Origin of the sequence: Domibacillus enclensis (assembly GCF_900156125.1) — a bacterium.
In the GTDB taxonomy this organism is placed as follows: Bacteria; Bacillota; Bacilli; order Bacillales; family Domibacillaceae; genus Domibacillus; species Domibacillus enclensis.
In genome coordinates, this window is sequence record NZ_FTLX01000005.1 from 236,742 (window position 1) to 262,283 (window position 25,542).

A 25,542-nucleotide genomic window follows, 5' to 3' on the forward strand; every position below is an offset into this window, starting at 1 on the left:
CCCTTTTTTATTCAACTTAAAAAGGTCCATTGTCTCAGAGTGGATGCTTTTATACCTATATAACAGACTGTGATATTTTTCCTGATTTTTCTATTTATTAAAGTTTTTTAAATTATCTGTAAAGATTCTATTTTACAATAGAAAGTAGATTACAATAAAGGAGGTTCATTCAGAACGGCCCATCAAAAAATAGAAGAGAGGTTTTAGTGTGAAAAAAATAGGACAAGCATTACTGGCGGTTATTCTCGTGATCGGTTCACTTCTGCCCTTTCAAACTCCTGCACGTGCCGCATCGATCTCTGTAGCGGATGCGATTGCGAATAATGCAGGAACAGCAACAGTGGAAGGCTATATTGTCGGCTACGCTTTGTCAGGAACATCATATACAACGGATCCAGCTAAATACAAGGCAACGAATGTGGGCATTGCTGACACGGCAGGTGAAACAAACCCGGCTAACATCCTGCCTGTTCAACTGACCACGTCTGTCCGGGCGGGAATTAATTTAATGGAAAACCCAGATAATCTAGGCAAAAAAATTCAAGTCACCGGTTCGCTTGAGCCCTATTTTAATGTGCCAGGCTTGAAAAACCCTTCTTCTGTGTCGATTGTAGCGGAGGGAGATACAGAACAGCCCGAGGAACCAATAGAACTTGAGAAGGAAACAATCGCATCTGCTCGTCAAAAAGCAGAAGGAACGGACGTATTAACTTCCGGAATTGTGACAGCTGTTTTTGGCAATACCGTTTACATTCAGGATGAAACAGCCGGGATCGTTTTATACGGCTCCAGCATGAAGGTGGCAGTCGGCGACATTGTTGCAGCAAAAGGGAAGATCGATGATTACAATTCATTGCTTGAAATTGCTGTGGCGTCAGGTGGAGTGACGGTTATTGGAAGCAGCGAGGTGCCTGAACCGTCAACTATTCCAGCCTCAGGATTGACAGAAGAAGCGGAAGGAACACTTGTGAAGATCAACAATGTCACTGTTTCCAGCTTTTCAGGCGGGAACTACACAGCAGCCGATGAGCAGGGTCATTCGTTTCAGATTAGACCACAGGATCCGTCACTTCTTGCAGAAGACACAAGCTATGACAGCATTACGGGTGTCGTAGGCTCTTACAACAATGTGTACCAGCTGATTCCGCGTGACGCAGCCGATATTGAAGCAGATTCGTCAACCGTTCAGCCTGTTACAGCGAATCCGGCAGCCGGCATCGTGGAGGCAGGAACAGGTGTGACGCTTTTTTCTCCGACAGAAGGAGCGGAAATCCGCTACACGCTGGACGGGTCTGAACCGACAAAAGAAAGTGCTTTATACACTGAACCTATTGTGATCGATGAAAACAAAACCGTTAAAGCAAAAGCGTTTAAAGATGGATTGAACGACAGCATTCTTTCTACGTTCACGTATGTGATAAAAAAGGATGATGTTCAGATTCATGATATCCAGGGAGAAGGCCACACCTCTCCTTACAACAATTTAACCGTTACCGGTATTCAAGGAGTTGTCACGCACGTTGTCGACAGCAACAACGTCTACATGCAAAGCGTGGAGCCGGATGACGACGAAAAAACATCTGAAGGCATTCTTGTTTATAAAAAAGCACACGGACTTGTGAAGGGAGATTTTGTTTCTGTAGATGGGACAGTAAAGGAATGGGTGCTTGACGGCTATTCAGAAAAGCTGCAGACAGACCTGCCTGTAACGGAAATCAACGCTTCCAAAATCTATGACGTTACTTCAGGCCACACTCTCCCAGCACCGGTCATCATCAATGAAGACCGCATGATGCCGACAGAGGTCATCGACAACGATCAATTCGGCACATTCGATCCGGAGCAGGACGGCATCGACTTTTTTGAAAGCGTTGAAGGTATGCGGATTCAAGTAAACAACCCGAAAGTGATTGCGCCTCAAAACTACGGGGAAGTGATCGTTGTACCAGAAAATGTGGAAACAAATACTACAGCAGGTGCGTTGCGAATTACAGCGGAGGATTACAATCCAGAACGCATTCATTTGGATCTAAATGACGAAGAATTTGTGGCGAAAACAGGCGATTTCTTTAACGGAAACGTAACAGGCGTCGTCAGCTACGGCTTCAGTAACTTTAAAGTGCTTGTAGATGACGTGCCGGAATTGATCGATGGCGGTTTACAGGGAGAGGAAACGAATTTAACCGCCACGGAAAACGGCTTAACGATTGCGTCCTATAACCTTGAAAACTTCTCAACCGCTTCCGGAGCAGAAAAAACAAGCCGGCTTGCGGAAGGCATCGTCAGCGGCATGAAGTCGCCGGATGTCATTGCGGTGACAGAAGTACAGGACAACGATGGACCGACAGATTCAGGCATAACGGATGCTTCTGAAAGTGCGGCAACTCTTATTGCTGCTATTGAAGCGCTCGGCGGTCCGTCGTATGCGTACACAGATGTTGCCCCAGCGGACAAGATGGACGGAGGGCAGCCAGGCGGCAACATCCGTGTCGGCTTTCTGTACAATCCGGAACGTGTTTCTCTTACAGAAGGAACAAAAGGAACAGCGGCAGAAGCAGTTGGTTATGCAGACGGCAAGCTGACGTTGAACCCGGGCCGGATTGATCCGGAAAACGCCGCATTTGATGACAGCCGTAAGCCGGTTGCTGCCCAGTTTACGTTTAACGGTGAAAACGTGATTGTGGTTGCGAATCACTTTAATTCAAAAGGCGGAGATGAGCCGCTGTTCGGCAAAAACCAGCCGCCGTTTTTAGGCAGTGAAGAACAGCGCAAGCAAATTGCGGCAGTTGTCAACGGCTTTGTTCAGGACGTGAAAGCAGCGGACGCTGATGCTAACATCGTTCTGGCTGGAGACTTTAATGACTTTGAGTTCACGGAATCACTATCGATTTTAAAAGGGACCGCATTAACGAATATGATAGATCAAGTTCCGGCGGAAGAGCGGTTTACGTATTCGTATCAAGGAAACGCACAGGTTCTGGATCATATCCTCGTCACGAATAATATGGCATCGTCAACAGAGGTGGATATCGTTCATACCAATTCTCAGTTCATGGAAGAGCATGGGCGAGCGAGCGACCACGATCCTGTTGTGATCCGTACGACATTTCAGGAAGATACCACTGAAGAAGATGTTGTGTATGTGCCTGCCTTGAAGAAAAAACAATTTGTTGTGGCAAAGCCGGGCATTCATTTGGAATTTGACAAAGGGGCGCGGTTCAGCAAGGGAATCGTCGTCAAGCATTCAGCTACCTTAGAGGGAGAAGGGCTGAAATACAATAAAGTGATCATCTCCACTCCTCAAAAAGGGCAGGTCATTGATCTGCGTGGAGCCGAAGTAAAAGAAGTGCAAATCGATACAAAGCAGGATGTCGAGATTATCGGAACGGAAAACGTCCAAAAGTGGACGGATTCAAAAGGAAAGAAAAAAACAAAACCAGCAGCTTAAACGAAAACAAACACCCCGTTCACCATTGAACGGGGTGTTTGTTTAAATACGTTTTAATGCGTCTGCAATCGGGTCATCGCCTGAAACCATTTCGAACGTGCGGTTTTGAGTATGATCGCACGTCAGGCATTGCACGAGTACTTCTGCCACGTCAGCCCGTGAAATGGATCCGGCTCTGTCGACAATCTGTACATCGGCGCTGATTTTGCCGGATGGCGGATCATTGGTCAGTGCAGCGGGCCGGACAATGGTATAAGTGAGGCCGCTTTTCATCAGATGGGCATCCGCATCGTGCTTAGCCTGCAAATAATGCTGCATGGCTTCAGGTCCGGCATCCGGCCGGTCTGCTCCAAGCGAGCTCAGCATGATAAATCGTTCGATTCCATGAGCCGCAGCAAGATCAATGGCTTTAATGGCGCCGTCTCGATCAACAGCGGTAGTTTTATCCGGTCCGGTGGAAGGTCCGGAGCCCGCCGCGAAAATCACCGCGTTCACGTCATTCATCGCATAGCTGAAATCCTGCTCCAGGTCAGCCAAAATAGGCCTTGCGCCGAGCTTCTCCATATCCGTCATTTGATCGGTTTTTCGAACCATCGCCTTCACGTGATGCTGAATGTTTTCGGAAAGACTTTGAACAACAAGACGGCCGGTTGTACCGGCAGCGCCAATAACAAGTACGTGCATACGTAACCACCCTTTTTTACCATTAGTTTACCCGTGGCAAAAAAATTAAAACAAGGAGGTGCTGTGAAGAGGCTGCACTTTCGCTGATGGATCAATATACGACTTTGCATTATTGACAGCGGTCGGCGCTTCCCCGAATCCGGTCGCAATGAGCTTGACCTTCCCGTCATATGTTGCCACGTCTCCCGCCGCATAAACGCCCTCGATATTCGTCTCCATTCGGGAGTTGACGATGATCGAATTTCGTTCAATGTCCAGCCCCCAGTTTTTCATCGGGCCAAGCGAAGAAATAAAACCGTAGTTCACGATAAGGTCGTCTATCTCCAGGTTTTCCGTCCGCTCTCCTTTTACTTCCTCAAGCTGAAGTTGTCTCCCGTCAAATGATACCGGGACAAAAGGGGTCAGGACATTCACACGGGATTCATGCAGCAGCTCGACACTGTGCTCGTGAGCTCTGAATTTATCGCGCCGGTGAATAATCGTCACGTCTTTTGCTGTGTTTTCGAGCATCATTGCCCAGTCCACAGCGGAATCTCCGCCTCCGAGAACCGCAACACGCCGGCCGGAAAAAGCGGACAGGTCATTGATAAAGTAATGGACATTCGGCAACGACTCCGTCTCAGGCAATTCAAGACGGCGCGGCTGAAAAGCGCCATTTCCAGCTGTAATGATCACGGCCTTTGTTTCGTGCGTGCCTTTATCGGTTTGAAGCACGATCGTTCCATCAGGCTGTTTCATTAAGCTTTGCACAGCTTCCTCAAGACATAATTCAACAGGAAACCGGTTCATCTGCTCGACGAGGCGGTCAACCAGCTCCTGCGCACGAACAGCAGGAAAAGCCGCTACGTCATAAATGAACTTTTCCGGATACAGAGCGGATAATTGACCGCCCGGCTGTGGAAGGCTTTCAATAATTTTCACGGAAGCACCCCGCATGCCGGCGTAAAAAGCAGCAAATAATCCGGTGGGGCCTGCCCCAATAATCGTAATGTCTGTCACGCGTAATCCCCCTTTGAAATGGTCGCCATCAACACAACAGCTGCGTCATCCTGGCGTATGATTTCTTATTTTACAGAAATTTTCTCTTGAAGTCTCATTTGAAATTTATTGGGGAAATAACTTGAAAAAAGGCAGTAAAACGTCTATGATTAACCTAGTTGTGCACATTAACCTTATTTTTTGTGAAAAAGAGAAAGAATGTTTTTTTATCAGTATACGTGAAGAGTATCACATTCTTCGCGCGAATATTTTAATAGAGGTGGATAAAGATGACAGTGAGAAAGCCGAAAATTGTAGTATTAGGCGCCGGTTATGGCGGTTTGATTACCGTAACACGTCTGCAAAAAGCGTTATCAGTGGACGAAGCAAATATTGTGCTGATCAATAAAAATGATTACCACTACGAAACAACATGGCTGCATGAAGCGTCAGCTGGCACGATGCACCACGACCGTGTCCGCTATGATGTCGATTCCGTTATTAACCGCAGCAAAGTGGAATTTATCCGTGCGGAAGTACAGGATATTAAACCAGAAGAAAAGAAAGTAATTTTAAATACAGGCGAAGTGGACTACGACTATCTTGTTGTTGCTCTGGGCGGCGAGTCTGAAACATTCGGCATCGAAGGGTTGAAAGAACACGCTTTCACAATCTCGAACGTCAACACATCGCGTCAATTGCGTGATCATATCGAATTCCAGTTTGCTACATACGCAAACGAAGAAGTAAAACAAGAGGAGCGTTTGACGTTTGTTGTCGGCGGTGCCGGCTTCACAGGTATTGAATTCCTCGGGGAGCTTGCCAATCGCGTTCCTGAGCTTTGCAAAGAGTACGATATCGATTACTCAAAAGTTCGTATTTACTGCGTAGAAGCAGCGCCAATGGTTCTTCCTGGGTTTGATCCGGAGCTTGTGAAATATGCCGTTGCGCAGCTTGAGAAAAAAGGCGTTGAGTTCAAAATCGGCACGCCAATCAAAGGCGCCACAGAAACAGGCATCATCGTCGCAAAAGGTGAAGATGAAACAGAAGAAATCAAAGCAGGTACAGTTGTATGGGCTGCGGGCGTTCGCGGCAGCAGCATCATCGAAAAATCAGGCATTGAAAACATGCGTGCACGCGTAAAAGTAAATCCGGATCTTCGCGCACCGGGTCACGACGATATTTTCGTTCTTGGTGACTGTTCATTAATCATCAACGAAGAAATTAACCGTCCTTACCCGCCAACCGCTCAAATTGCGATGCAGCAAGGTGAGACAGTGGCGAAAAACCTTGTAAAGCTTGTGAAAGGACAATCAGACCTTGAAGCGTTCGTTCCACACTTAAAAGGAACGGTATGTTCACTCGGTGATGATGATGCAATCGGTGTCGTTTTCGACAAAAAATTAACCGGCACAAAAGCATCATTCATGAAGAAAATGATTGATAACCGTGCCCTGTTTATGGTCGGCGGCCCTTCACTTGTTTTGAAAAAAGGGAAATTCAACGTACTATAAAACCAAAAGGGGAGCTGTCTCGATTCAGGGGCAGCTTCTTTTTTGTTTTCTGAAAAAGAAAGGAGGAGCGAATAGTGAAACGGGGAAAAGTGTGGCTTGCGGCAGCGGGCGTGGTGATAGACAGCCAGGGACGCTGGCTTGTCGTGAAAAAATCGTACGGAGGGTTAAAAGGCCAGTGGTCTCTTCCGGCGGGATTTGTCGATGCCGGTGAAACGGCAGACGAAGCGGCAGTGCGGGAAGTAAAGGAAGAAACAGGTGTGGATGCAGCTGTCTGCGGCGTCGCCGGGATTCGGTCCGGCGTGATCAAGCAAGATGTAAGCGATACGATGATTATCTTTCATATGACTCTTCTCGAAGAAAAAGAACCAGAAGCGCACCCGGGAGAATTGCTTGACGCAAGGTGGGTGACAGCCGAAGAACTGGAAGCAGACCCTGACACATCGGTTCTTTTAAGAAATATTGTGAAACTGTTTGAAACATCTGGTCTGGCGTGTCAGGAAATACCCGACCCAGGTCCGCAGTTTGGCTATACAGCCTACCGGTTTTTCATTTAACAGTGATATTTTGTCAGAATATTGAGATAAAAATATTACGAACGGGTTATACTGAAGGTAGAGAAGTTTATTTCCTCCTATAAAGGAAATACTTTTACAAAGCACCGGGTACGAATCCCCCTCGTATCCGGTGTTTATTTTTGTCACATTTTCGCTCATTGACCTTTTAAAGCGTGTTCAGTACACTTGTATTATACATCTAGGGGGAATGGCTTCATGCATATTGCAACGGTTCTCGTGTCGGCGCTGCTCTTTTTTGTGCTGTTTTTCGGCATCGGGTTTATTTTAAACATGCTGCTTCGCATGACGTGGGTGATGGCGTTTATTTATCCGCTTGTCACGATTGCGATTGTCGATGGGATCAGCACGTTTGATTATGTGTTTAACGCAGGGGAATCCTTTCACGTTCTCGGCGAGCGAATGGCGGGATTACAGCCTGTAGACATTACGATTCTGCTGTGCGGACTGCTTGGAGCAGTAGGCAGCGGGTTTGTCATGCGCCTTTTGCGGGCAAAAGGCTACCAAATGTTTTAAGAAAGTTTTGGACAGAAGGTTTTGAATAGAAGAGAAAGCCGGACGAGGGTATTCGTTCGGCTTTCTTTTTTGATCTTGAAGATGCTGAGCCCTTTGGCGACCGCGCTTGCGCAAACACAGTTTGGGCGGCTTCTGCAGGACTACGCGTTCCTGGGGGCGGGCGGTGAGCTAACTTTTGCCGCTGCCGCGTCAAAAGTGGATCTCACCTGACCCGCTCAATCCCCAAGGAGTCTTCGTCCTGCGCCATCCGCCCTTAGTGGGGAGGGCAAGCAGTTGGTAAAACCACAACAAGAGCAGGAGAAACAGGAAAGAACAAGCCATACTGCCATTCATACGAAAAAGAGATGCTTTTGCTCATACAGTTGCTCGTTAGTCATTGAAAAGAGCCGTTTTCAAACAATTAGAACCACCACGGGCGCAGGGAGGCCGGCGAAGACTCCCACTGGACGAGCGGACAGGCTGAAACAGCCACGGGTTTTGGGCTGGTTCAGCGTTCGCCCAGTAGGAAAGCGGAGCCTGCAGCCCGGAGCCCCTGAGTGTGCTTTTCCAGCGAAAAAGAACAATCAAGGCTTTCAGTTACTGGATTGTTTGGCTTCACTGACTGCCCTCACTGTTATGTCCAAACTCTTTTGTAAGGAGAAGGTGGTCCAGCTTTTCAAGGCCCTTTAAGAGATTAGGGGAAGGGCGGCAAAAATCTTTTTCCTCCATCACAAAAATAGGTGTTCCATTGTAGCCGTTTCTTTTCTTCACGACATTCACATTCACTTTATCGGTCATCACTCCGACCCATGACAGTAAAATAACATCAGGCTTTTTCGCCAGCACGGTTTCCCAGTCTGTTTGAATGCTTGGCTCCGGCTGATCGTGAAAGACATTGATTCCTCCGCACATCTCGCTTATTTCCGTCAGCCAATTGGCGCCGCCTGGTGTAAACAAAGGCTTCGGCCACCATTCCCAGTAAAGGCGCGTTCGGTTTTCCCATTCACGTGAACGGTAGAATTCGATTGACTGTACCCACCTTTCCTGAGCAAAGGCACCATCTATTCCGCAGGCGTCCGCGATCTGTCCAATAGAAACCCCGATATCATCAAGTGAATGTGGATTCGTGACAATATGGGGAATGCCGCGTTTAACAAGCTCCTCCACGTTTTTCTCCATGCCAGGGACACTGAGTGAGGCCAGTACGATGTCTGGCTCTAGTTTGGCGAGCTTCTCCATATCAATCGACAAATCAGGCCCAAGCCGAACCCGGTGTAAATCCGAATAATCATCTACTCCTACAATTTGGCTGGCAAGGCCAAGATATTCACACACTTCTGTATTGCTTGGACAAATGGACACAATCCTCATAGCACCACTCCTATTCATTTTCCACTATAATAGCATGTGAGGTGATGGAATTGTTTACAATCAAAAATGAACAAATAACTCAAACGAAAATGGATGCGCTTTTAATCGGGCTTTTTGATAAGCCTCTGAAATTTGACGGGGTGCTGCAGCCCCTTGATGGAGCGTTTTCAGGCGGATTGACGGAGCTTGTGAAAAATGGAGACGTGTCAGCGAAAAAAGAACACACATCTGTTATTCCCTCGTTCGGTCATATTCCAACAAAACGGCTGGTGACAGCAGGGCTCGGAAAAGAAAAGGAAGCCGATTTTCATGTCATTCATAAAGCTGTGACGAAAGCGGCCAAGCAGTCGAAATCATACGGTCTCCAGTCGCTGGCTATTGCACTGGATTCGTTTGTGACCGAAAATGTCACCGCTGTTGAGGCGGCAGAAGCTGTAATGGAAGCTTTGTTTATGGCGCGCTTCCGCTACAATGGCTACCGGACGCCGGGGAATGAACCTGAAACGCACGTAACCGCCATTGATGTGTATACCGAAGCAGATGCTGCTGAAATAAAAGCCGCCTGCGAGGTTGGCCGGGCAATGGCTGAAGGAACGAACACCGCAATTCGGTTAACGGCGACACCACCGAATATGATGACAGCCGGCGACCTTGCGCACCATGCCGAGACGCTTGCGGAGCAATACGGCTTTGATGTTGAAGTGCTGGAACGGGAAGATATGGAGAAAATCGGCATGGGTGCTTTTTTAGCGGTGGCACAGGGTTCCACAGAGCCACCGAAAATGATTACATTGAAATATAATCCGACTGATGCGTGGGAGGATGTGCTGACGTTCGTTGGGAAAGGTGTCACGTTTGATACAGGAGGCTACTCCATCAAGCCAAAGGATGGCATCGTCGGCATGAAAACGGACATGGGCGGCGCAGCAGCCGTACTGGGTGCAATGGAGATTATCGGCAAGCTTCGGCCGGATCGTCCGGTTATGGCGGTGATCCCGGCAACGGATAATGTGATCAGCGCCAATGCCTTTAAGCCTGATGATGTGATTACTTCTCTGTCAGGGAAAACGATCGAGGTGAAAAACACCGATGCGGAAGGCCGGCTTGTCCTGGCAGATGCGATTACGTATGCGAAGCAGCAGCGTGCCGGCAAATTAATCGATGTGGCAACGTTGACGGGCGGAGTTGTGATCGCGCTCGGCAAAGATAAAACGGGTGCCATGACGAACAATGAGCCGTTCTTTGAAGAAGTTCTGCAGGCGTCTCATGAAGCAGGAGAAATGATCTGGCAGCTGCCGCTTACGGACTACGATAAAAAGCGCATTCGAAATAGTGATGTGGCCGATTTAAATAATTCTCCCGGCCGTGACGGACATGCGATTATGGGCGGGGGCTTTATTGGCGAATTTGCAGAAAATACGCCGTGGGTGCACCTTGACATTGCCGGCAGTGCGGAGCTGACGCCGGGTGTCATGACACGCACGTTAGCCATTTTAGCGCTGTCAGACCAATCTGAATAATCCGCCTATTTCATATAATAGGAAAGCATATTGACAATGCCGCGGACAATTTGCTATCTTTTATACGATCCTTTAGTAATTTAGCAGATTAAAGTGTTGGAGGTATATAAAAATGAATGCAGTTGTTTTTGCGGTCATTGTCATGCTCGTTCTCAGCCTTCTCCGCGTCAATGTCGTCTTTTCCCTTATCACAGGCGCATTAGTGGGCGGGTTGATTGGCGGTCTTGGCATGGATGGTACGATCGCCGCTTTTTCAGAAGGAGTCGGCGGCGGAGCAAATGTCGCTTTGAGCTATGCGATGCTTGGAGGATTTGCCGTAGCGGTCTCGAGCACCGGTCTTCCGGAAGCGCTCGTGGCGTTTGTTCTACGTTTTATTGGAAAAAAAGAAGAAGCACGGTCAGAAAAATTACCGAAAGCACTGATTTTGTTTGTCATTCTGATCATGGCTTGTTCTTCACAAAATGTGATCCCGGTGCATATTGCTTTTATTCCGCTTCTTATTCCGCCGCTTTTGAAAATCATGAACGAGCTGCGGATTGACCGGCGTTTGACAGCAACGGTATTGACATTCGGTCTTGTCACGCCGTATATGCTGCTTCCAGTTGGCTTTGGTCAAATCTTTCACGAGATTATTGCTACAAACATGAAAGACAGCGGCCTTGAGGTAGCAATCGACGAGATACCGAAAGCGATGCTTCTGCCGGCAGCCGGCATGCTTGTCGGCTTGCTGATTGCCGTCTTTTTCTCTTACCGAAAGCCGCGTGAATACAGCGAAAGCGGGCTGCCTATTCCGGTTGAGACAGAAGCTCATCAAGCCGGCTATACGTCATTTGGCTTGATTGTGTCAGGTGTAGCTATTGTTGCTGCGCTCTGGGCACAGCTAGCGACAGATTCAATGGTTTTCGGTGCGCTGGCCGGTATTGTCGTGCTGTATGTGTTCCGGGCCATTCGCTGGAATGAAGCAGATCATCTTTTAACGAACGGCATGCGGATGATGGCGTTTATCGGCTTTGTTATGATTGCCGCCTCCGGTTTTGCCAATGTAATGGGCGCAACCGGTGACGTTGAAACCCTTGTGCAAAATTCAGCAGCAGCGATTGGCGGCAACAAGGCGCTGGGCGCGCTGCTTATGCTGGTGGTCGGCTTGCTGGTAACGATGGGAATTGGCTCGTCCTTTTCCACAATCCCGATTATTGCCACAATTTTTGTGCCACTGGCACTTGAACTGGGCTTTAGTCCGATGGCTGCGATTGCGCTTGTTGGAACAGCAGGAGCCCTTGGCGACGCCGGTTCTCCGGCATCAGACAGTACGCTTGGTCCTACATCCGGATTAAATGCGGATGGACAGCATGATCATATTTGGGATACAGTGGTTCCGACGTTTCTTCATTACAACATCCCTGTTATTCTTTTCGGCTGGATCGCCGCTATGATATTATAATGAAAAAAAGCGCTCCGTTTATCGGGGCGCTTTTTTTGTAAAAGGAGAGATTTGAATGAATATTTCAACAGAACATACACTGATCGCTGCGTTGGGGATTGAGACGGTCCGCATTGAAAAGGGTTTTGTTGTCATGACGATGCCGGTTGACGAACGAACACGCCAGCCATTTGGCTACTTGCATGGCGGTGCATCCGTGGCACTGGCCGAAACTGCAGCAAGTGTGGGAGCGGCTGCGCTGATCAATATGGAAACGGAGCTGTGCTTCGGCATTGAAATCAACGCCAACCATATGAAATCAAAACGGGACGGAATGGTGACAGCAACAGCTAAAGTAGTGCATTATGGAAAATCGACGATGGTCTGGACGATTGACGTAACGGATGAGGAAGGGGATCTGATCTGTTTATCACGCTGCACCGTCGCCGTTGTGAAGAAAAAATAAGGTTTGAGGAGCAGGAGGGGCGGGAACCTTTTTGGCAAAGGAGTGATTGCATGCCCTGGAGCAAAAATGACTACCCTGCTTCGATGAAAAACCTGCCGGAGCCTATCCGTCATAAAGCCATTGAAATCGCCAATGCTTTGCTGGAGGACGGCTATGATGAAGGACGCTCCATCGCCATCGGCATCGACCGGGCAAGAAGCGCAGAAGGAAGGAAAGACGACGGGCGCCCGCACTATGAAGTAAAGCACGAGAACGACCGCTGGGTGCTGAAAAAAGAAAATGGAGAGCGAGCGATCCGTTCTGAAGAAACAAAACAGGATCTCCTAATCGAAGCGAAAAAATACGTGAATGAACACGAAGGCATCCTGACCGTTTATCAAGAAAACGGCAAGAAAGACCAAACACTATATGAATGAAAAAAAGCAGCCTCATCGCTTAGAGGCTGCTTCTTTTTTTGCTTTATCTTTTAAATCGTCACGAACACTTTGGTCCCACATCTTCACACCTGAATTGTAGGCAGCGCGGCTGATTAAGTGGCCGGCCACCGGAGCGGTAATGAAGAAAAAGGCGATTCCGAGCAGGAGACGGGAGCTGAAAAAGCCGTCTGCCGCCAGGAAATAAAAGAAGGTTGCCAGCAAAATACACATAACGCCAAGTGTTGCGCTTTTAGAGGCCGCATGGTTTCGTGTGTACACGTCCGGGAGGCGGATAAGGCCGAATGCTGCCACCAGGCTTAAAAACGCTCCTATAAGCAATAAAACAGCAATGAACACCTCACTGGTCACGGTCATATTCAATCACCTCGCCCTTCTCTAAAAACTTCGCAAATGCAACGGTCCCGATAAAGGCTAGAATCCCGATCAGCAAAATGACATCCAAATAATTGCTCGTATCTAGAATCATGGAAAGAACGGCCGTAATCGACACGAGATTGATGCCCATTGCATCCAGCGCAATGACACGATCCGGTACGGTCGGCCCTTTCACTAAGCGGTATATGAGACCGATCATGGCAATAGCCAGTACAGCCAGCGTAACGTGGAGAATTGGCTCAATCATGACGGCTCACCTCCATAATCGCTTTTTCAAACGAATTTTTAATGTCTTCTACTGCTTCTGCCACGTCCCCTATGTCAATCGCATGAATATAAAGGGTTTTATTGTCATCCGAAACGTCAACAACGAGCGTGCCCGGTGTTAAGGTAATCAAGTTTGACAGCAGGGTTACTTCCCAATCTGTCTCAAGCTCTGTTTGAAAAGCAAAAATGCCCGGACGGATATTCAGCTTGGGACGGAGAACAAGCTTTAATACATCGATGTTCGCTTTAATCAGTTCCTTTAAAAACAGGAGAAACAAGTAGGTGACAGCCCATACGCGATGCAGATAAAAGCGCCCTTTGAAAAAGCGCCGCATCCCGAGCATCACAAGAAGCCCAAGTAAATACCCGATAATAAACGTTTGAGCGGAAAAAGAAACTTGCAGAAACATCCAGAGAAACGCGAGAAATACATTTAATAAAATTTGAAAGGCCATATGATCTACTCCTTCAATACGGCGTCTATATAGATTTCCGGATGGATGAGCGCGTCAACGGCCTGCATCACATAAGGATATACAGCTTCTGTCCCTACACCGTATAAAACAGAAAGAACGACAAGCGCTGCTGACGGAATAAACAGGGAAGCCATTTGTGTTTTTTTCTTCGGCAGCTCACCTTCAGGCGTTTTCCAGAAAACGGCCATAAACAGGTTCACAACAGAATACAAAACAGCCAGGCTCGAAAGAAGAACGACAATGGCTCCGACGTATTCACCGGATTCAAAACCCGCCCGGACAATCAGCAGCTTGCCTGTAAAGCCAGATAAAGGCGGAATGCCGGCAAGGGCAAAGGACGCGACAAGGAATGTCCAGCCAAGAACGGGATAAAGACGAATCAAGCCGCCCATTTTGGTCATATTCGACGTGCCTGCAGCGTAAATCATGATGCCGCCAAGCAGGAACAAGCCCGCTTTAATGATCATGTCATGAACGAGATAAAACACCGTTCCCGCCATCGATTCTTCTGTCATAACGGCAATGCCGAACAGCAGCACCCCAACAGCAATGATAATGTTATAAATTAAAATTTGCTTAACATCCTTGTAAGCCAGTGCCCCGATGGAACCGGCAATCATTGTTAACATTGCCAGCAGGGCGAGAATGTCATGTGTAAATGCCTGGTCGTGATAAAAGAACAGCGTGTACGTTCGCATAATGGCGTATATTCCGACCTTTGTCAGAAGCGCTCCGAACAGCGCCAATATAGGAGCGGGAGGCGCAGAATACGATCCGGGCAGCCAGAAATACAGCGGGAAAATGCCACCTTTTAAGCCGAAAACGATCAAAAACAAAATCGCTAAAACAGTGACGAGCGGATCGGCGCCAATTTCGGCAAGGCGGGATGAAATATGCGCCATGTTCAAAGACCCGGTCATCGAATAAAGATACCCGACGGCGATAACAAATAGCGCGGAGGAGATTACATTTACCAGCACATATTTGATGGATTCACGCAATTGAACCTTTGTGCCGCCGATGACTATCAGCACATACGACGACATAAGCATGATCTCGAAGAAAACAAACAGGTTAAAAATATCGCCCGTTGTAAACGATCCATTTACACCGACCAGCAAAAACTGCACGATCGGATAATAATAAAAGGCTTCACGCCCGCTTCCAATCGAGCGGAAGGAGTACACAACCACGCAAAGTGTAATAATAGAAGCGGTCAGAACAAGCAGGATGCTCAGCATATCCGATACGAGTGTAATACCGAACGGAGCCGGCCAGCTGCCCATATCGACCGTTTGAATGCCATTTTCCCGAACTTTTTTCAAAACAAATAACGCAGCAATCACAGTGGCGGCAGAAGCAGCAACAGACACGATTCTCTGGGCTTTCACACTTTTTGATAAAAACATGAGCACAACAGCAGCTACAAGCGGAATGAGAATTGGCAAAATCGGTGCATTAATCATCCGTTTCCATCCCTCTCATCTGATCCATATTGTCGGTGCCCAGTTCCTGGTAAGCCCGGTACGCGATAACGAGAAACACAGCTGTTACACCGAAGCTGATCACAATCGCTGTTAAAATAAGCGCCTGCGGGATCGGATCGGTATAAGAAGCGGCATTTTCACCAAGCACCGGCACCGCCCCGGTTTTCAGCCCGCCCATCGTTAGAAGCATGAGGTGCGTGCCGTGGCTGAGCAGTCCTGTTCCGATAATAATTCGAAGCAGGCTTTTCGAAAGCATTAAATACACCGCAGCTGCAAAAAGCAAGCCTGCGACAATACACATTAAAATTTCCATTATTCACTCTCTCCAATCGTTTGAATAATGGTCATGGTTACACCAATGACAACAAGATACACACCTAAATCAAACAGCATCGCGGTGTGGAGCGATGTTTTGCCAAACAGCGGCAGCTGGAAATAATCGTATGCGTGAGTGAAAAACGGCACATTAAAGATCAATGATCCTGCAGCGGTCCCAACTGAAAAAAGGAGACCAAGAGCAGTCAGCCATTTAAAATCAACAGGGAAGCCGCGACGGACCGTTTTCATATCAAACGCCAGCAGCAAAAGAACAATGGCGCCGGATGTCAAAAGACCGCCGACAAAACCGCCGCCCGGGTAATAATGCCCGGCAAAAAACAGGTGAATGGCAAAGAAAATGATCATAAAAAACACAATTTTAGCGACGGTTTGAAAAATGACATCATTCGTTTTCATTCGTTTCGCCGCCTTTCTCTAAACGAAGCTTAATCAAGCCGTAAATGCCGAGTGCTGCAACGGACAGAACGGCAATTTCAAATAGTGTATCAAAGCCGCGGAAATCGACAAGAATGACATTTACCATGTTTTCGCCGCCGGCTTTTGTATACGTGTTTTCAATGTAATACGCATTAATCGAATCGAAAAACTTCGAGCTGTGCGCAGAAATGCCGATTAGTGTCACAATCATCCCGACCCCAGCGGCAATAATCGCGTTTCCTACCTGGAATCGGCGCCGTTCCTCGTGGCGGGACAGCTTCGGCAAATGGTAGAAGCAAAGCAGGAACAGTGCGGTAGATACCGTCTCAATCACGAGCTGGGTCAGTGCTAAATCCGGTGCTCGGAAAATGACGAAAAACAGGGACACCGTATAACCGACAGCACCAAGCGAAATAATCGACGTCAACCGTGATTTAGCGAATAAAATGGTCAGTGTCGCCGCAATTAACACAAGGACTAACGCTACTTCATAAAAGTTGATCGGTGCTGCTGCAGACGCATCAAATGTGAATGCTTCTTTTGCCCACATCGTAAACCCGAGCGCGGCAATGAAAAAAGCAAAGATATAAACGAGATAGCTGCGAATAAAGCCCGTCATATAAGCATTTGTAATCGAATTTGATCCCCGTTCCGCTGCATATAATGAAGCGTTATAAAAGTGGTTCAATGTGACTTTGCCAGGGAAATAATCATAAACACCCATCCATTTTGGCAGCCATTTATAAAGCAGAAGGCCGACGATGATGACACCGATTGTCATCAGCAGCTCCGGTGTAATGCCGTGCCAGAAATAAATATTCACATACAGCTGCTCGCCAGGCGGAATAATCGACGGTACAATCGCCGCAGCTGCCGGCTGGATCAAGCTGTAAGAAAGCAGGTTTGGAAACAAGCCAAAAACGACAACAAGCAGCGCTAACACAATCGGTGATATTAGCATGCCGAGGGGTGCTTCATGCGGCTTCTTGTCCAGCTTTTCCGGCTGGAATTTGCCGGTGAACACCTTGAAGACAATCATCATGCTGTATATGAAGGTAAACACACTGCCGACCCAGGCCAAAACAGGGAAAAGCAGTGCCCACGACTCCACATTAAACAAATTAAGCTCCATTAGCTGGATCATGGATAAAAGAAACATTTCCTTGCTCAAAAAGCCGTTAAATGGCGGAAGCCCGGCCATTGAAAAAGCCCCGATTACAGACAGCGTGAAGGTAATCGGCATCAGGCTCATAAGTCCGCCCAGCTTGCGAATGTCCCGGGTGCCTGTTTCGTGGTCGATGATGCCGACAACCATAAACAAGCTTCCCTTAAACGTCGCATGGTTGATCAAGTGAAAAACGGCTGCAATGACAGCAGCGGTGTAAATGTTGTCATCGAGAGCATCAAAATGAAGTGAAGCGGCGCCGATGCCAAGAAGGGACATAATTAAGCCAAGCTGACTGACGGTTGAAAACGCAAGAATCCCTTTTAGATCTGTTTGCTTTACCGCATTAAAGGATGCCCATGCCATTGTAAACAAACCGACTGCACCGACAATCCAGAACCAGTAGCCGGAAAAGGCAAAGATAGGACTGAAACGGGCAACTAGATAAATACCGGCTTTGACCATTGTGGCGGAATGCAGGTAGGCACTGACGGGTGTCGGCGCTTCCATCGCATCAGGCAGCCAGATGTAAAACGGAAACTGAGCGGACTTTGTGAACGCTCCTAGAAGAACAAGGATCATAGCCAGTAAAAAAAGCGGATGATCATTGAGCTCCGGTGCCTGTGCGGCAAGCTCGCGAATACTGAACGTGTTTCCCATAATGGATAAAACAAGGAAGCCGCCAAGCATCATCAGCCCGCCGAACACAGTGATCAGCATTGATTTTAATGCACCGTAGCGGGACCGGTCACGATCGTACCAGTAAGCAATCAGCAGGAACGAGGAAATCGATGTGAATTCCCAGAACATATAAAGTGTAATGACATTATCCGATAAAACGACGCCAAGCATGGCCCCCATAAACATGAGCAAATACACGTAAAAATGATGCAGGCTTTCTTTCGTTTTGGATAAGTAAAAGATCGAGTAGAGCACAACGAGTGCCCCGATTCCTGTAATGAGCAGAACAAAAAGCAGGCTGAGTCCATCTACATACGCCGTAAAATCAATACCAAGCGATGGAATCCAGGCTGCCGTTTCAGACACCGACCCATTATTCATCGTGACAGGGAAATATTGAAGAAACGTACTAAATAAAACGACCGGTAAAATGAGAACAAACCAGCCTGTATGTATAGACGCTGCTTTTTTTCGCAAAAAAGGAACGAATACGGCCATTATAAAAGGAGCGAGAATGGCCCAATGAAGCAAAGACAAATGAATCCCTCCTTATGTTTTCGTGCTGATTCAAATTATAGCGCAAAAAAAATGATTGTGCATTTCATAAAATCAGACGATCCTGAAAACTCAATCATTGATAATAAATATGTAGAAACGCGGCGTAAAGGCGTGAAAATTTTTTATAAAAACGATGCAGAGATATGCGGATTTTGACAGATTTTGTGCAGTTTTTCCAAAAAAAGAACGGAAATCACTTGTCATAACAATCAACGTCTTGCATAATGAACAGTGACTGATTGTGACAGGAGAGATTCATGTTGATGAAAAACTCATATTTAACCGGCTATATGCCGCTCTTATCCATTTTACTGTTCAGCTTGTCTTTATCGATGTTTGGACAGACGTTTATTGTCGATTTGCTGAAAAAAGCAAATTTGTACAATACGATGCTCGATATTTTTACAAAAACGGAAGTTAATCTTGTGGTCATTGGCGGATTAATGGTCGTGTTTACAATGATTTTCGCGACGCTTAAGCTGCTGGCGAACACGGCAAATGAGCTTGCGCTGCTTTTCTTTTCGAAAGATGCAGACGGAGAGCTTTTGAAAAAAACACGATTTGGTGCGGTGATTTTCTTTGTCGGCGGACTGATTTCACTGGTCAGCTTTTCATCCGCTGTCGGAACCGGCATTATTTTTCTTGTGACGGCTGTAGCGTATGTCGTGTATTTTGTTTATAAGCTGAGCCCGCACATTACAACGCCGCAAATGATCGGGATTATCGTGTTTGAAGCTGTTTTCTGGATTTTCTTCGGCTTGCTTCTTGCTCTTATTTTTATGAAGCTCTACAACGGACTGCTTGCTTCCATCCCACTTTAAGAAAAAGGACCTCGCTTAAGCGAAGTCCTTTTTTTATGCAAACAATTTGGCAATCGCCTGCTCGTTCGGCTTTACGATTCCTTTTTCGGTAATGATGCCGGTAATCAGGTCGGCGGGGGCGACATCAAATGCCGGGTTGAAAACCGCGATGCCTTCAGGTGCGATGCGCATACCGTTCACTTCGGTGATCTCGGCTGGATTGCGCTCTTCAATCGGAATAGCATCACCATTTGGCGTATCAAGATCAAATGTTGATAATGGAGCCGCAATATAAAACGGGATGCCGAAAGACTTCGCCAACACGGCGAGACCGAATGTGCCGATTTTATTGGCGGAATCACCATTAGCAGCTACACGGTCTGCACCGGTAATGACAGCCGTAATGTTCTTTGTTTTCATCGTATGAGCCGCCATGCTGTCGGTAATTAACGTTACATCAACACCGGCTTGCATCAGCTCCCACGTAGTCAATCGTGCGCCCTGGAAAACGGGCCGCGTTTCACATGCGAAAACAGAAAGCTGAAGCCCGCGTTCTTTTGATAGAAAGAACGGCGCCAGAGCTGTGCCGTATTTAGCCGTTGCGATCGAGCCGGCGTTGCAAATCGTCATCACCCGGTCGCCATCTTTAAACAATGGAAGCGCATGCTCGCCAATCGAGCGGCACACATCTTCGTCTTCTTTTTGGATGGCGAGTGCCTCAGCCACTACGCTTTCCCGTAATTCATCTGCTGTCACAGCACGAGTGACCGCATCATTCATCCGGTTCAGCGCCCAAAATAAATTCACGGCCGTCGGACGGGACTGCGATAAATAACCGCTGTCGATCAGCACCTGTTCTTTCAGCTCGTCAATGTCGCCGGTCGGATGGGACATGGCGGATAACGCCACGCCAAAGGCAGCCGCAATCCCAATGGCCGGTGCGCCGCGAACGGCTAAGGACTGAATCGCATCGAACACTGCGGGAACGGTATCAAGCGTCACATACTCTGTCACATGCGGCAGCTTTCGCTGATCAAGAAGCTGGATGGCGCCCTTTTCCCAAATAACGGATTGTGGAATGTTCATTTTACCGCCTCCTTAAAAGCAGCAACAAGCTGTTCTGCTGATGAATAGCTCGCCCGCTCTTTCACGAAATGAGCACCAATGGATAATGACCGCCGTTTTGCCTGAAGACGTGCTGTGTCGTCTTCGATTCCATCCAAGTCCTTTACGTGAGCAAGGCCGATTGTCCGGCGAATCATTTCAAGGCCCATAAATCCGGTTGCCTGTTTGAACACATCATCCAAAAGCCATTCGAGATAGCCGTCCGTATCGGCAAATGCTTCTGTATTGTTTTCCTGCCAAAGTCGTGTGAATTCCTGCGTGAATACGTTCCAAACGGTTGTCACGTGTTCATAAAGAGGTTCGCGGCGGTTTTCTGCACGAGATAAGGCATTCATCAACAAGTTAGCGGTGAAATGAGCGATGTCAAAGCCGAATGGACCGTAAAACGCAAATTCAGGATCGATAATTTTCGTTTCTGTCTCACTCGCGAAAATACTTCCTGTATGAAGATCGCCATGCAGCAGCGCATCACCGGACGTTAAAAACAAACGCTTTAGCTGCGCCGCATGGAGCTTCAGCTCATTGTCGCCCCATAGAGATTCGACTTCGGGGCGGAGTGCTTCTTCAAAATCATTCGTTTCTGCGTCGAAAAAGGGATCTGTAAAAACAAGCCCTTCTGTAATATCACACAGCTCCGGGTTAGAGAAGGTATGCTGCAGCTTCTTTTTCTCCTGTGGGCCAAGAGCAAAATCCGACGTACCGTAAAGTGTGCGTGCGATAAATTCGCCTGTATGTCTGGCGATATGCGGATAGTCTTGTCCATTGATCAAGCCAGTCCGGGCGATCTCCAAATGCGATAAATCTTCCATAATGGTAATGGCCAAATCTTTATCAGAATAGTAGACTTTAGGTGTATAATGAGGTGAAAACGTTCCTTGAATCCGCAGCGCGCGGTTTTCAATATCAGCACGTTCGAGCGTGAGCGGCCAGCTTTCACCGACAACCTTTGCATACGGAAGCGCCTGTTTGACGATCACGCTATTATCCGTCCCTTTTATATGAAACACGTAATTTAAATTGCCATCGCCAATTTCGTTTGACGTGAGCGATTCTGATTCGTCAAACAAGCCGAGCTTTTTCACGAGGGCTGCGGCAGAATCGATCGTCAGTGATTGATAAGAAGACATGAACATACCTCCAAAAAGATTTACAATTTGCTCATAAATATATATATTTATGACTGAAATTGCAAGAAAATTTGTAAGAAGGTGAATAAATTGAAGCAGTTTGAACAATCCGCCCTGCTGAATGCATTGCCGGATCAATTTTTTGCGGCATTATCCAGAAAAGTAACCGAATACGCCGCAATGGGGCACGATGTGATCAATCTGGGACAGGGGAATCCTGACCAGCCAACACCGGAGCATATTGTCGCATCTTTAAAAGAAGCGGCGGATCGTCCTGATTTTCATAAATATCCGCCTTTTCAAGGGCAGGGATTTTTAAAGGAAGCCGCCGCCGCTTTTTACAAGCGGGAATATGACGTCGACTTAGATCCGCAAACCGAAATTGCGATTTTATTCGGCGGCAAGGCAGGGCTCGTTGAACTTCCAATGTGCTTGATGAATGAAGGAGAGTATATGCTCGTCCCGGACCCTGGGTATCCGGATTACTGGTCCGGAGCCGCCATGGCAAAAGTAAAAATGGATTACATGCCGCTTGTCGAAGAAAAACAGTTTCTCCCGGACTATGAGGAGATTGGGCAAGAACGGCTGGACCGGGCAAAGCTGCTGCTGCTGAACTACCCGAACAATCCAACCGGGGCGCAGGCAACAAGTGCTTTTTTCGACGAGACGGTTCAGCACGCACGAAAGCATGATCTTTGTGTGGTACACGATTTTGCCTACGGAGGAATTGGATTTGACGGCCAAAAGCCGCCGAGCTTTTTGCAGTCAGAAGGAGCAAAAGACATTGGTGTAGAATTGTACACTCTTTCTAAAACATACAACATGGCCGGCTGGCGGGTGGCGTTTTTAGCTGGCAATCAAAGTGTCATCTCCGCCGTCAACCTTCTCCAGGACCACTTATACGTTAGTTTATTCAGCGCCATTCAGCAGGCGGCTGCCACAGCGCTGACTGAGTCGCAGGACTGTGTAATAGAGCTGTCTGACCGGTATGAGCGCCGTCGGAATGCACTCGTAAACGCCTGTCAGAAAATCGGCTGGAAGGTAACGGCTCCAGCTGGCTCTTTTTTCGCCTGGCTGCCGGTTCCAAAGCCGTACACGTCGGTTGAGTTTTCCAATCTTCTGTTGGAAAAGGTACATGTGGTAACGGCCCCGGGAATCGGGTTTGGCGCTTACGGAGAAGGGTATGTGCGCGTCGGGCTTTTAACAGACGAAGAACGCCTTGAAGAAGCGATCCAGCGTATCGGAACGCTTCACTTGTTTGCAGACGAATAAGCCCTCCGCGCACGGCTCGCTTCATTGACAAATTGTCGAAAAAATGAAACAATCCTAGTAAACTAGTAGGCATTTAGAATGGAGAAATGGACATGAGGGAAGTCTTGGCAACTTATCGCCTTTTTGATCCAAAAGGGGCATTTGAAAAAAAAGCAGAAGGCATCGCGCTTGGTCTTACGATCGGATCGTGGACGGATTTGCCGGCACTTGAGCAGGAGCAGCTAAAGCAGCATAAAGGCCGGGTTGTATCAATTCAGGAAAGCGGACGGGAAACCGAATATGGATGGGAAGCAGATATTCAGATTGCGTATCCGGCAGCCAACTTCAGTGCGGACCTTCCGGCTATTTTAGTCACCGTTTTCGGAAAGCTTTCGCTTGATGGGGCTGTTCAGTTGATTGACTTGTCATTTTCAGAGGATCTTGCGGGCCGTTTTCCGGGACCGAAGTTCGGTGTTGCGGGCATTCGGGAGAAAACCGGTGTGTATGACCGGCCGCTTCTTATGAGTATTTTCAAGGGTGTAATCGGCCGCGACCTCGCGTTTATGGAAAAACAGCTGAAGGCGCAAATTGAGGGCGGCATTGACATCGTGAAGGACGATGAAATTTTATTTGATAATCCACTCACACCGTTTGAAGAACGTGTGAAGCTGGGCCAGCGTGTGATCAAAGAAAGCGGAAGAAAAGCGCTGTATGCCGTCAACTTATCTGGACGGACGAGCGAATTAAAGGAGAAAGCACGCAGAGGGGTCGAACTCGGGGCATCTGCTTATCTTTTTAACGTTTTTGCGTACGGTCTTGATGTGCTGCAGGAGCTGGCAGAAGACCCGGACATCAACGTGCCGATTATGGCCCACCCTGCTGTTTCCGGCGCCTTCACGTCTGCACCGTATCACGGTTTTTCAACCGATCTGATGCTTGGCAAGCTTGTCCGGACGGCAGGGGCTGATTTTACCCTGTTCCCTTCACCGTACGGGTCCGTTGCACTCGAGCGGAGCGCTGCTCTTAAAACAGCTCAAATGGCGCTAGACGAAAGTGTTCCGTTTAAACCGACGTTTCCGGTGCCGTCTGCAGGCATTCATCCCGGGTTGGTGCCGGTGCTGTTCAAGGACTTCGGCACAGATTCGATCATTAATGCCGGTGGCGGCGTCCATGGACATCCGAACGGAGCTCAGGGCGGCGGCCGCGCATTTCGCCAGGCGATTGATGCCGTTATAGCTGGCCAGGCGATTGCTGACGTAGATCAGGAAGACTTGAAAATGGCGCTGCAGCTCTGGGGGTCCGGGAAATGATGAAAAACCCGGTGCTCGTTTGTGACTTTGATGGAACCATTACAGAAAATGATAATATTATCGCCATCATGAAAAAGTTTGCGCCGCCGGAATGGGTTGCACTTAAAGACGGTGTGCTTTCGCAGGACATATCCATTAAAGAAGGAGTAGGGAAGATGTTTGCTCTTCTTCCTTCTGCTCAGAAGAAAGAAATCACCGACTTTATTTTGAATGATGCCAAAATTCGGGAAGGATTTTCTGAGTTTGTCTCGTATACAAAGAAAGCAGGCATTCCGCTTTACATCGTCAGCGGCGGCATGGATTTTTTTGTGAAGCCTATTTTAAATGGGATGATTCCAGAGGATCATATTTTTTGCAATGAAGCCGATTTTTCAGACAGCCGTATTCACATCCACTGGCCGAATGCTTGTGACGATGAGTGTACGAACGAGTGCGGCTGCTGCAAGCCTTCTATTGTCCGCCAGGTTGCACCAAATCACGATGTGATTGTCATTGGTGATTCGGTGACGGATTTAGAAGCGGCAAAGCTTGCGAAACTCGTCATTGCTCGTGACTTTTTGCTTGAAAAAAGCGAGCAGCTCGGCTTGAATTACCGGCCGTTTCATACATTTTATGATGTGATCGATCATGTGAAAGAGGTAATCGAATGAATGTGATGCAATTAAGATGGAACGAGCTTGCAGATGTGAAGCGGGAGCTCGCTGCCCGGGACTGGTTTCCAGGCACGAGCGGCAATTTATCGATTAAAGTAGACGATGAATTCTTTTTAGTGACGGCGAGCGGCAAGGATAAGCGAAAAGAGACGGACGAGGATTTTTTGCTTGTTTCTGCTGATGGAAGCGCGGTGGAAGGGTTTGCGGGCAAGCCGTCTGCTGAAACGCTTCTGCACGTGGAGGTGTACGGGAAAACAAATGCCGGCTGCAGCCTGCACGTTCATACAGTAGATAACAATGTGATTTCCGAGCTGTACGGCGAAGCGGGTGAAGTTACATTCACCGGTCAGGAAATTATCAAGGCATTTGGTGTTTGGGAAGAGAATGCGTCCGTCACAATCCCTATTATTCCGAATCATGCTGATATTCCGGCGCTCGCTAAAGAGTTCAGCCGCTACGTATCAGAAGACGCGGGAGCTGTTTTGATCCGCAATCACGGCATCACAGCATGGGGCCGGGATGCATTCGAAGCAAAGAAATTTTTAGAGGCCTACGAATTTTTATTTTCATGGCATATCAAATTACTCATGTTGAAAGGAAGATAAC

26 protein-coding genes are annotated in these 25,542 nt (G+C 47.8%); 14 read left to right on the forward strand and 12 right to left on the reverse strand.

The features are described 5' to 3' along the window. The first annotated feature begins 208 nt into the window (after positions 1-208). On the forward strand, positions 209-3,448 hold the full coding sequence (locus BW952_RS12305) for a DUF6359 domain-containing protein (protein ID WP_052698400.1): 3,240 nt from the start codon (positions 209-211) through the stop codon (positions 3,446-3,448). Between the two features lie 42 nt (positions 3,449-3,490). On the opposite strand, the gene BW952_RS12310 is transcribed toward BW952_RS12305, so the two are convergent. After that, positions 3,491-4,132, reverse strand: coding sequence for an SDR family oxidoreductase (locus BW952_RS12310; RefSeq protein ID WP_045850338.1), 642 nt, complete (start codon positions 4,130-4,132; stop codon positions 3,491-3,493). A gap of 45 nt (positions 4,133-4,177) precedes the next feature. Beyond that, on the reverse strand, positions 4,178-5,131 hold the full coding sequence (locus tag BW952_RS12315; RefSeq protein WP_045850339.1) for an NAD(P)/FAD-dependent oxidoreductase: 954 nt from the start codon (positions 5,129-5,131) through the stop codon (positions 4,178-4,180). A 275-nt stretch (positions 5,132-5,406) separates the two neighbouring features. Between BW952_RS12315 and BW952_RS12320 the strand changes: the two genes are divergently transcribed. The 3 genes from BW952_RS12320 (at position 5,407) to BW952_RS12330 (ending at position 7,712) form a co-directional block, all read left to right on the forward strand. Further along, on the forward strand, positions 5,407-6,624 hold the full coding sequence (locus BW952_RS12320; RefSeq protein ID WP_045850386.1) for an NAD(P)/FAD-dependent oxidoreductase: 1,218 nt from the start codon (positions 5,407-5,409) through the stop codon (positions 6,622-6,624). Positions 6,625-6,698: 74 nt separating this feature from the next. Next, positions 6,699-7,178, forward strand: a complete 480-nt coding sequence (locus BW952_RS12325; RefSeq protein ID WP_045850340.1) for an NUDIX domain-containing protein — start codon at positions 6,699-6,701, stop codon at positions 7,176-7,178. Positions 7,179-7,394: 216 nt separating this feature from the next. Continuing rightward, complete coding sequence (locus BW952_RS12330) at positions 7,395-7,712, forward strand: YuiB family protein (RefSeq protein ID WP_045850341.1); 318 nt, start codon at positions 7,395-7,397, stop codon at positions 7,710-7,712. Positions 7,713-8,306: 594 nt separating this feature from the next. Here BW952_RS12330 and BW952_RS12335 read toward each other — a convergent pair. After that, the gene (locus BW952_RS12335) at positions 8,307-9,062 is read right to left on the reverse strand and encodes a cobalamin-binding protein (protein ID WP_045850343.1); all 756 of its coding nucleotides are present in this window, start codon (positions 9,060-9,062) and stop codon (positions 8,307-8,309) included. A gap of 50 nt (positions 9,063-9,112) precedes the next feature. Here BW952_RS12335 and BW952_RS12340 point away from each other — a divergent pair, with 50 nt between their 5' ends. The 4 genes from BW952_RS12340 to BW952_RS12355 all read left to right on the forward strand — a co-directional run bounded on the left by BW952_RS12340 (position 9,113) and on the right by BW952_RS12355 (position 12,884). Further along, the gene (locus BW952_RS12340) at positions 9,113-10,582 is read left to right on the forward strand and encodes a leucyl aminopeptidase (RefSeq protein ID WP_045850387.1); all 1,470 of its coding nucleotides are present in this window, start codon (positions 9,113-9,115) and stop codon (positions 10,580-10,582) included. Between the two features lie 112 nt (positions 10,583-10,694). Continuing rightward, entirely contained in the window at positions 10,695-12,023 is a 1,329-nt protein-coding gene (locus BW952_RS12345; RefSeq protein ID WP_045850344.1) for a Na+/H+ antiporter family protein, read from the forward strand. Positions 12,024-12,078: 55 nt separating this feature from the next. Further along, positions 12,079-12,468: a hotdog fold thioesterase gene (locus tag BW952_RS12350; protein WP_045850345.1), complete on the forward strand. Its 390-nt coding sequence runs from the start codon at positions 12,079-12,081 to the stop codon at positions 12,466-12,468. 50 nt (positions 12,469-12,518) lie between these two features. Next, positions 12,519-12,884 carry a DUF2188 domain-containing protein gene (locus tag BW952_RS12355; RefSeq protein ID WP_045850346.1) on the forward strand — a complete coding sequence of 122 codons (366 nt, stop codon included), beginning with the start codon at positions 12,519-12,521 and terminating at the stop codon, positions 12,882-12,884. Between the two features lie 12 nt (positions 12,885-12,896). Here the strand turns inward: BW952_RS12355 and mnhG are convergent, their stop codons facing one another. From mnhG to BW952_RS12390, 7 genes are read right to left on the reverse strand one after another with little or no spacing between them, the layout of a single operon-like run. Further along, positions 12,897-13,259, reverse strand: a complete 363-nt coding sequence (gene mnhG, locus BW952_RS12360) for a monovalent cation/H(+) antiporter subunit G (protein ID WP_045850347.1) — start codon at positions 13,257-13,259, stop codon at positions 12,897-12,899. After that, on the reverse strand, positions 13,243-13,527 hold the full coding sequence (locus BW952_RS12365; RefSeq protein WP_045850348.1) for a Na(+)/H(+) antiporter subunit F1: 285 nt from the start codon (positions 13,525-13,527) through the stop codon (positions 13,243-13,245). The genes mnhG and BW952_RS12365 overlap by 17 nt, the downstream gene beginning before the upstream one ends. Next, positions 13,520-14,002 (reverse strand): Na+/H+ antiporter subunit E, encoded by a 483-nt coding sequence (locus BW952_RS12370; RefSeq protein ID WP_045850349.1) that lies wholly within the window; start codon positions 14,000-14,002, stop codon positions 13,520-13,522. The genes BW952_RS12365 and BW952_RS12370 overlap by 8 nt, the downstream gene beginning before the upstream one ends. 5 nt (positions 14,003-14,007) lie before the next feature. Beyond that, positions 14,008-15,489: a Na+/H+ antiporter subunit D gene (locus tag BW952_RS12375; RefSeq protein WP_045850350.1), complete on the reverse strand. Its 1,482-nt coding sequence runs from the start codon at positions 15,487-15,489 to the stop codon at positions 14,008-14,010. Next, positions 15,482-15,823, reverse strand: coding sequence for a Na(+)/H(+) antiporter subunit C (locus BW952_RS12380; protein ID WP_045850351.1), 342 nt, complete (start codon positions 15,821-15,823; stop codon positions 15,482-15,484). Before BW952_RS12380 ends, BW952_RS12375 begins: the two co-directional genes overlap by 8 nt. Then, a complete protein-coding gene (locus BW952_RS12385) occupies positions 15,823-16,245 on the reverse strand; it encodes a Na(+)/H(+) antiporter subunit B (RefSeq protein ID WP_045850352.1) in 423 nt (140 codons plus the stop codon). The genes BW952_RS12380 and BW952_RS12385 overlap by 1 nt, the downstream gene beginning before the upstream one ends. Next, positions 16,232-18,649, reverse strand: a complete 2,418-nt coding sequence (locus BW952_RS12390; RefSeq protein WP_045850353.1) for a Na+/H+ antiporter subunit A — start codon at positions 18,647-18,649, stop codon at positions 16,232-16,234. Before BW952_RS12390 ends, BW952_RS12385 begins: the two co-directional genes overlap by 14 nt. Between BW952_RS12390 and BW952_RS12395 the strand changes: the two genes are divergently transcribed. Beyond that, the gene (locus BW952_RS12395; RefSeq protein WP_045850354.1) at positions 18,635-18,826 is read left to right on the forward strand and encodes a hypothetical protein; all 192 of its coding nucleotides are present in this window, start codon (positions 18,635-18,637) and stop codon (positions 18,824-18,826) included. The two genes, BW952_RS12390 and BW952_RS12395, sit on opposite strands and share 15 nt — an antisense overlap. A gap of 107 nt (positions 18,827-18,933) precedes the next feature. Continuing rightward, positions 18,934-19,491 (forward strand): DUF5366 family protein, encoded by a 558-nt coding sequence (locus BW952_RS12400; protein ID WP_045850388.1) that lies wholly within the window; start codon positions 18,934-18,936, stop codon positions 19,489-19,491. A gap of 33 nt (positions 19,492-19,524) precedes the next feature. Here the strand turns inward: BW952_RS12400 and mtnA are convergent, their stop codons facing one another. Next, on the reverse strand, positions 19,525-20,556 hold the full coding sequence (gene mtnA / locus BW952_RS12405) for an S-methyl-5-thioribose-1-phosphate isomerase (protein WP_045850355.1): 1,032 nt from the start codon (positions 20,554-20,556) through the stop codon (positions 19,525-19,527). Further along, positions 20,553-21,722, reverse strand: coding sequence for an S-methyl-5-thioribose kinase (gene mtnK, locus BW952_RS12410; protein ID WP_094031980.1), 1,170 nt, complete (start codon positions 21,720-21,722; stop codon positions 20,553-20,555). Before mtnK ends, mtnA begins: the two co-directional genes overlap by 4 nt. A gap of 90 nt (positions 21,723-21,812) precedes the next feature. On the opposite strand from mtnK, the gene BW952_RS12415 reads away from it, so the two are divergent. From BW952_RS12415 to BW952_RS12430, 4 genes are all read left to right on the forward strand, one after another. Then, positions 21,813-22,994 (forward strand): pyridoxal phosphate-dependent aminotransferase, encoded by a 1,182-nt coding sequence (locus BW952_RS12415; protein ID WP_045850356.1) that lies wholly within the window; start codon positions 21,813-21,815, stop codon positions 22,992-22,994. A 92-nt stretch (positions 22,995-23,086) separates the two neighbouring features. Then, positions 23,087-24,283: a 2,3-diketo-5-methylthiopentyl-1-phosphate enolase gene (locus BW952_RS12420; RefSeq protein WP_045850357.1), complete on the forward strand. Its 1,197-nt coding sequence runs from the start codon at positions 23,087-23,089 to the stop codon at positions 24,281-24,283. Then, positions 24,280-24,933, forward strand: coding sequence for a 2-hydroxy-3-keto-5-methylthiopentenyl-1-phosphate phosphatase (locus tag BW952_RS12425; protein ID WP_045850358.1), 654 nt, complete (start codon positions 24,280-24,282; stop codon positions 24,931-24,933). Before BW952_RS12420 ends, BW952_RS12425 begins: the two co-directional genes overlap by 4 nt. Further along, on the forward strand, positions 24,930-25,541 hold the full coding sequence (locus BW952_RS12430; protein ID WP_045850359.1) for a methylthioribulose 1-phosphate dehydratase: 612 nt from the start codon (positions 24,930-24,932) through the stop codon (positions 25,539-25,541). Before BW952_RS12425 ends, BW952_RS12430 begins: the two co-directional genes overlap by 4 nt. Position 25,542 lies beyond the last annotated feature (1 nt).

Excerpts from the sequence above, each read along its gene's own strand:
- BW952_RS12330 (WP_045850341.1), top strand. The coding sequence starts at position 7,395 with ATGCATATTGCAACGGTTCTCGTGTCGGCGCTGCTCTTTTTTGTGCTG.
- BW952_RS12375 (WP_045850350.1), bottom strand. The coding sequence starts at position 15,489 with ATGATTAATGCACCGATTTTGCCAATTCTCATTCCGCTTGTAGCTGCT.
- BW952_RS12355 (WP_045850346.1), top strand. The coding sequence starts at position 12,519 with ATGCCCTGGAGCAAAAATGACTACCCTGCTTCGATGAAAAACCTGCCG.
- mnhG (WP_045850347.1), bottom strand. The coding sequence starts at position 13,259 with ATGACCGTGACCAGTGAGGTGTTCATTGCTGTTTTATTGCTTATAGGA.
- BW952_RS12385 (WP_045850352.1), bottom strand. The coding sequence starts at position 16,245 with ATGAAAACGAATGATGTCATTTTTCAAACCGTCGCTAAAATTGTGTTT.
- BW952_RS12365 (WP_045850348.1), bottom strand. The coding sequence starts at position 13,527 with ATGATTGAGCCAATTCTCCACGTTACGCTGGCTGTACTGGCTATTGCC.
- BW952_RS12420 (WP_045850357.1), top strand. The coding sequence starts at position 23,087 with ATGAGGGAAGTCTTGGCAACTTATCGCCTTTTTGATCCAAAAGGGGCA.
- mtnK (WP_094031980.1), bottom strand. The coding sequence starts at position 21,722 with ATGTCTTCTTATCAATCACTGACGATCGATTCTGCCGCAGCCCTCGTG.
- BW952_RS12310 (WP_045850338.1), bottom strand. The coding sequence starts at position 4,132 with ATGCACGTACTTGTTATTGGCGCTGCCGGTACAACCGGCCGTCTTGTT.
- BW952_RS12370 (WP_045850349.1), bottom strand. The coding sequence starts at position 14,002 with ATGGCCTTTCAAATTTTATTAAATGTATTTCTCGCGTTTCTCTGGATG.
- BW952_RS12345 (WP_045850344.1), top strand. The coding sequence starts at position 10,695 with ATGAATGCAGTTGTTTTTGCGGTCATTGTCATGCTCGTTCTCAGCCTT.
- BW952_RS12400 (WP_045850388.1), top strand. The coding sequence starts at position 18,934 with ATGAAAAACTCATATTTAACCGGCTATATGCCGCTCTTATCCATTTTA.
- BW952_RS12335 (WP_045850343.1), bottom strand. The coding sequence starts at position 9,062 with ATGAGGATTGTGTCCATTTGTCCAAGCAATACAGAAGTGTGTGAATAT.
- BW952_RS12350 (WP_045850345.1), top strand. The coding sequence starts at position 12,079 with ATGAATATTTCAACAGAACATACACTGATCGCTGCGTTGGGGATTGAG.
- BW952_RS12380 (WP_045850351.1), bottom strand. The coding sequence starts at position 15,823 with ATGGAAATTTTAATGTGTATTGTCGCAGGCTTGCTTTTTGCAGCTGCG.
- BW952_RS12395 (WP_045850354.1), top strand. The coding sequence starts at position 18,635 with ATGAAGCAAAGACAAATGAATCCCTCCTTATGTTTTCGTGCTGATTCA.
- BW952_RS12430 (WP_045850359.1), top strand. The coding sequence starts at position 24,930 with ATGAATGTGATGCAATTAAGATGGAACGAGCTTGCAGATGTGAAGCGG.
- BW952_RS12425 (WP_045850358.1), top strand. The coding sequence starts at position 24,280 with ATGATGAAAAACCCGGTGCTCGTTTGTGACTTTGATGGAACCATTACA.
- mtnA (WP_045850355.1), bottom strand. The coding sequence starts at position 20,556 with ATGAACATTCCACAATCCGTTATTTGGGAAAAGGGCGCCATCCAGCTT.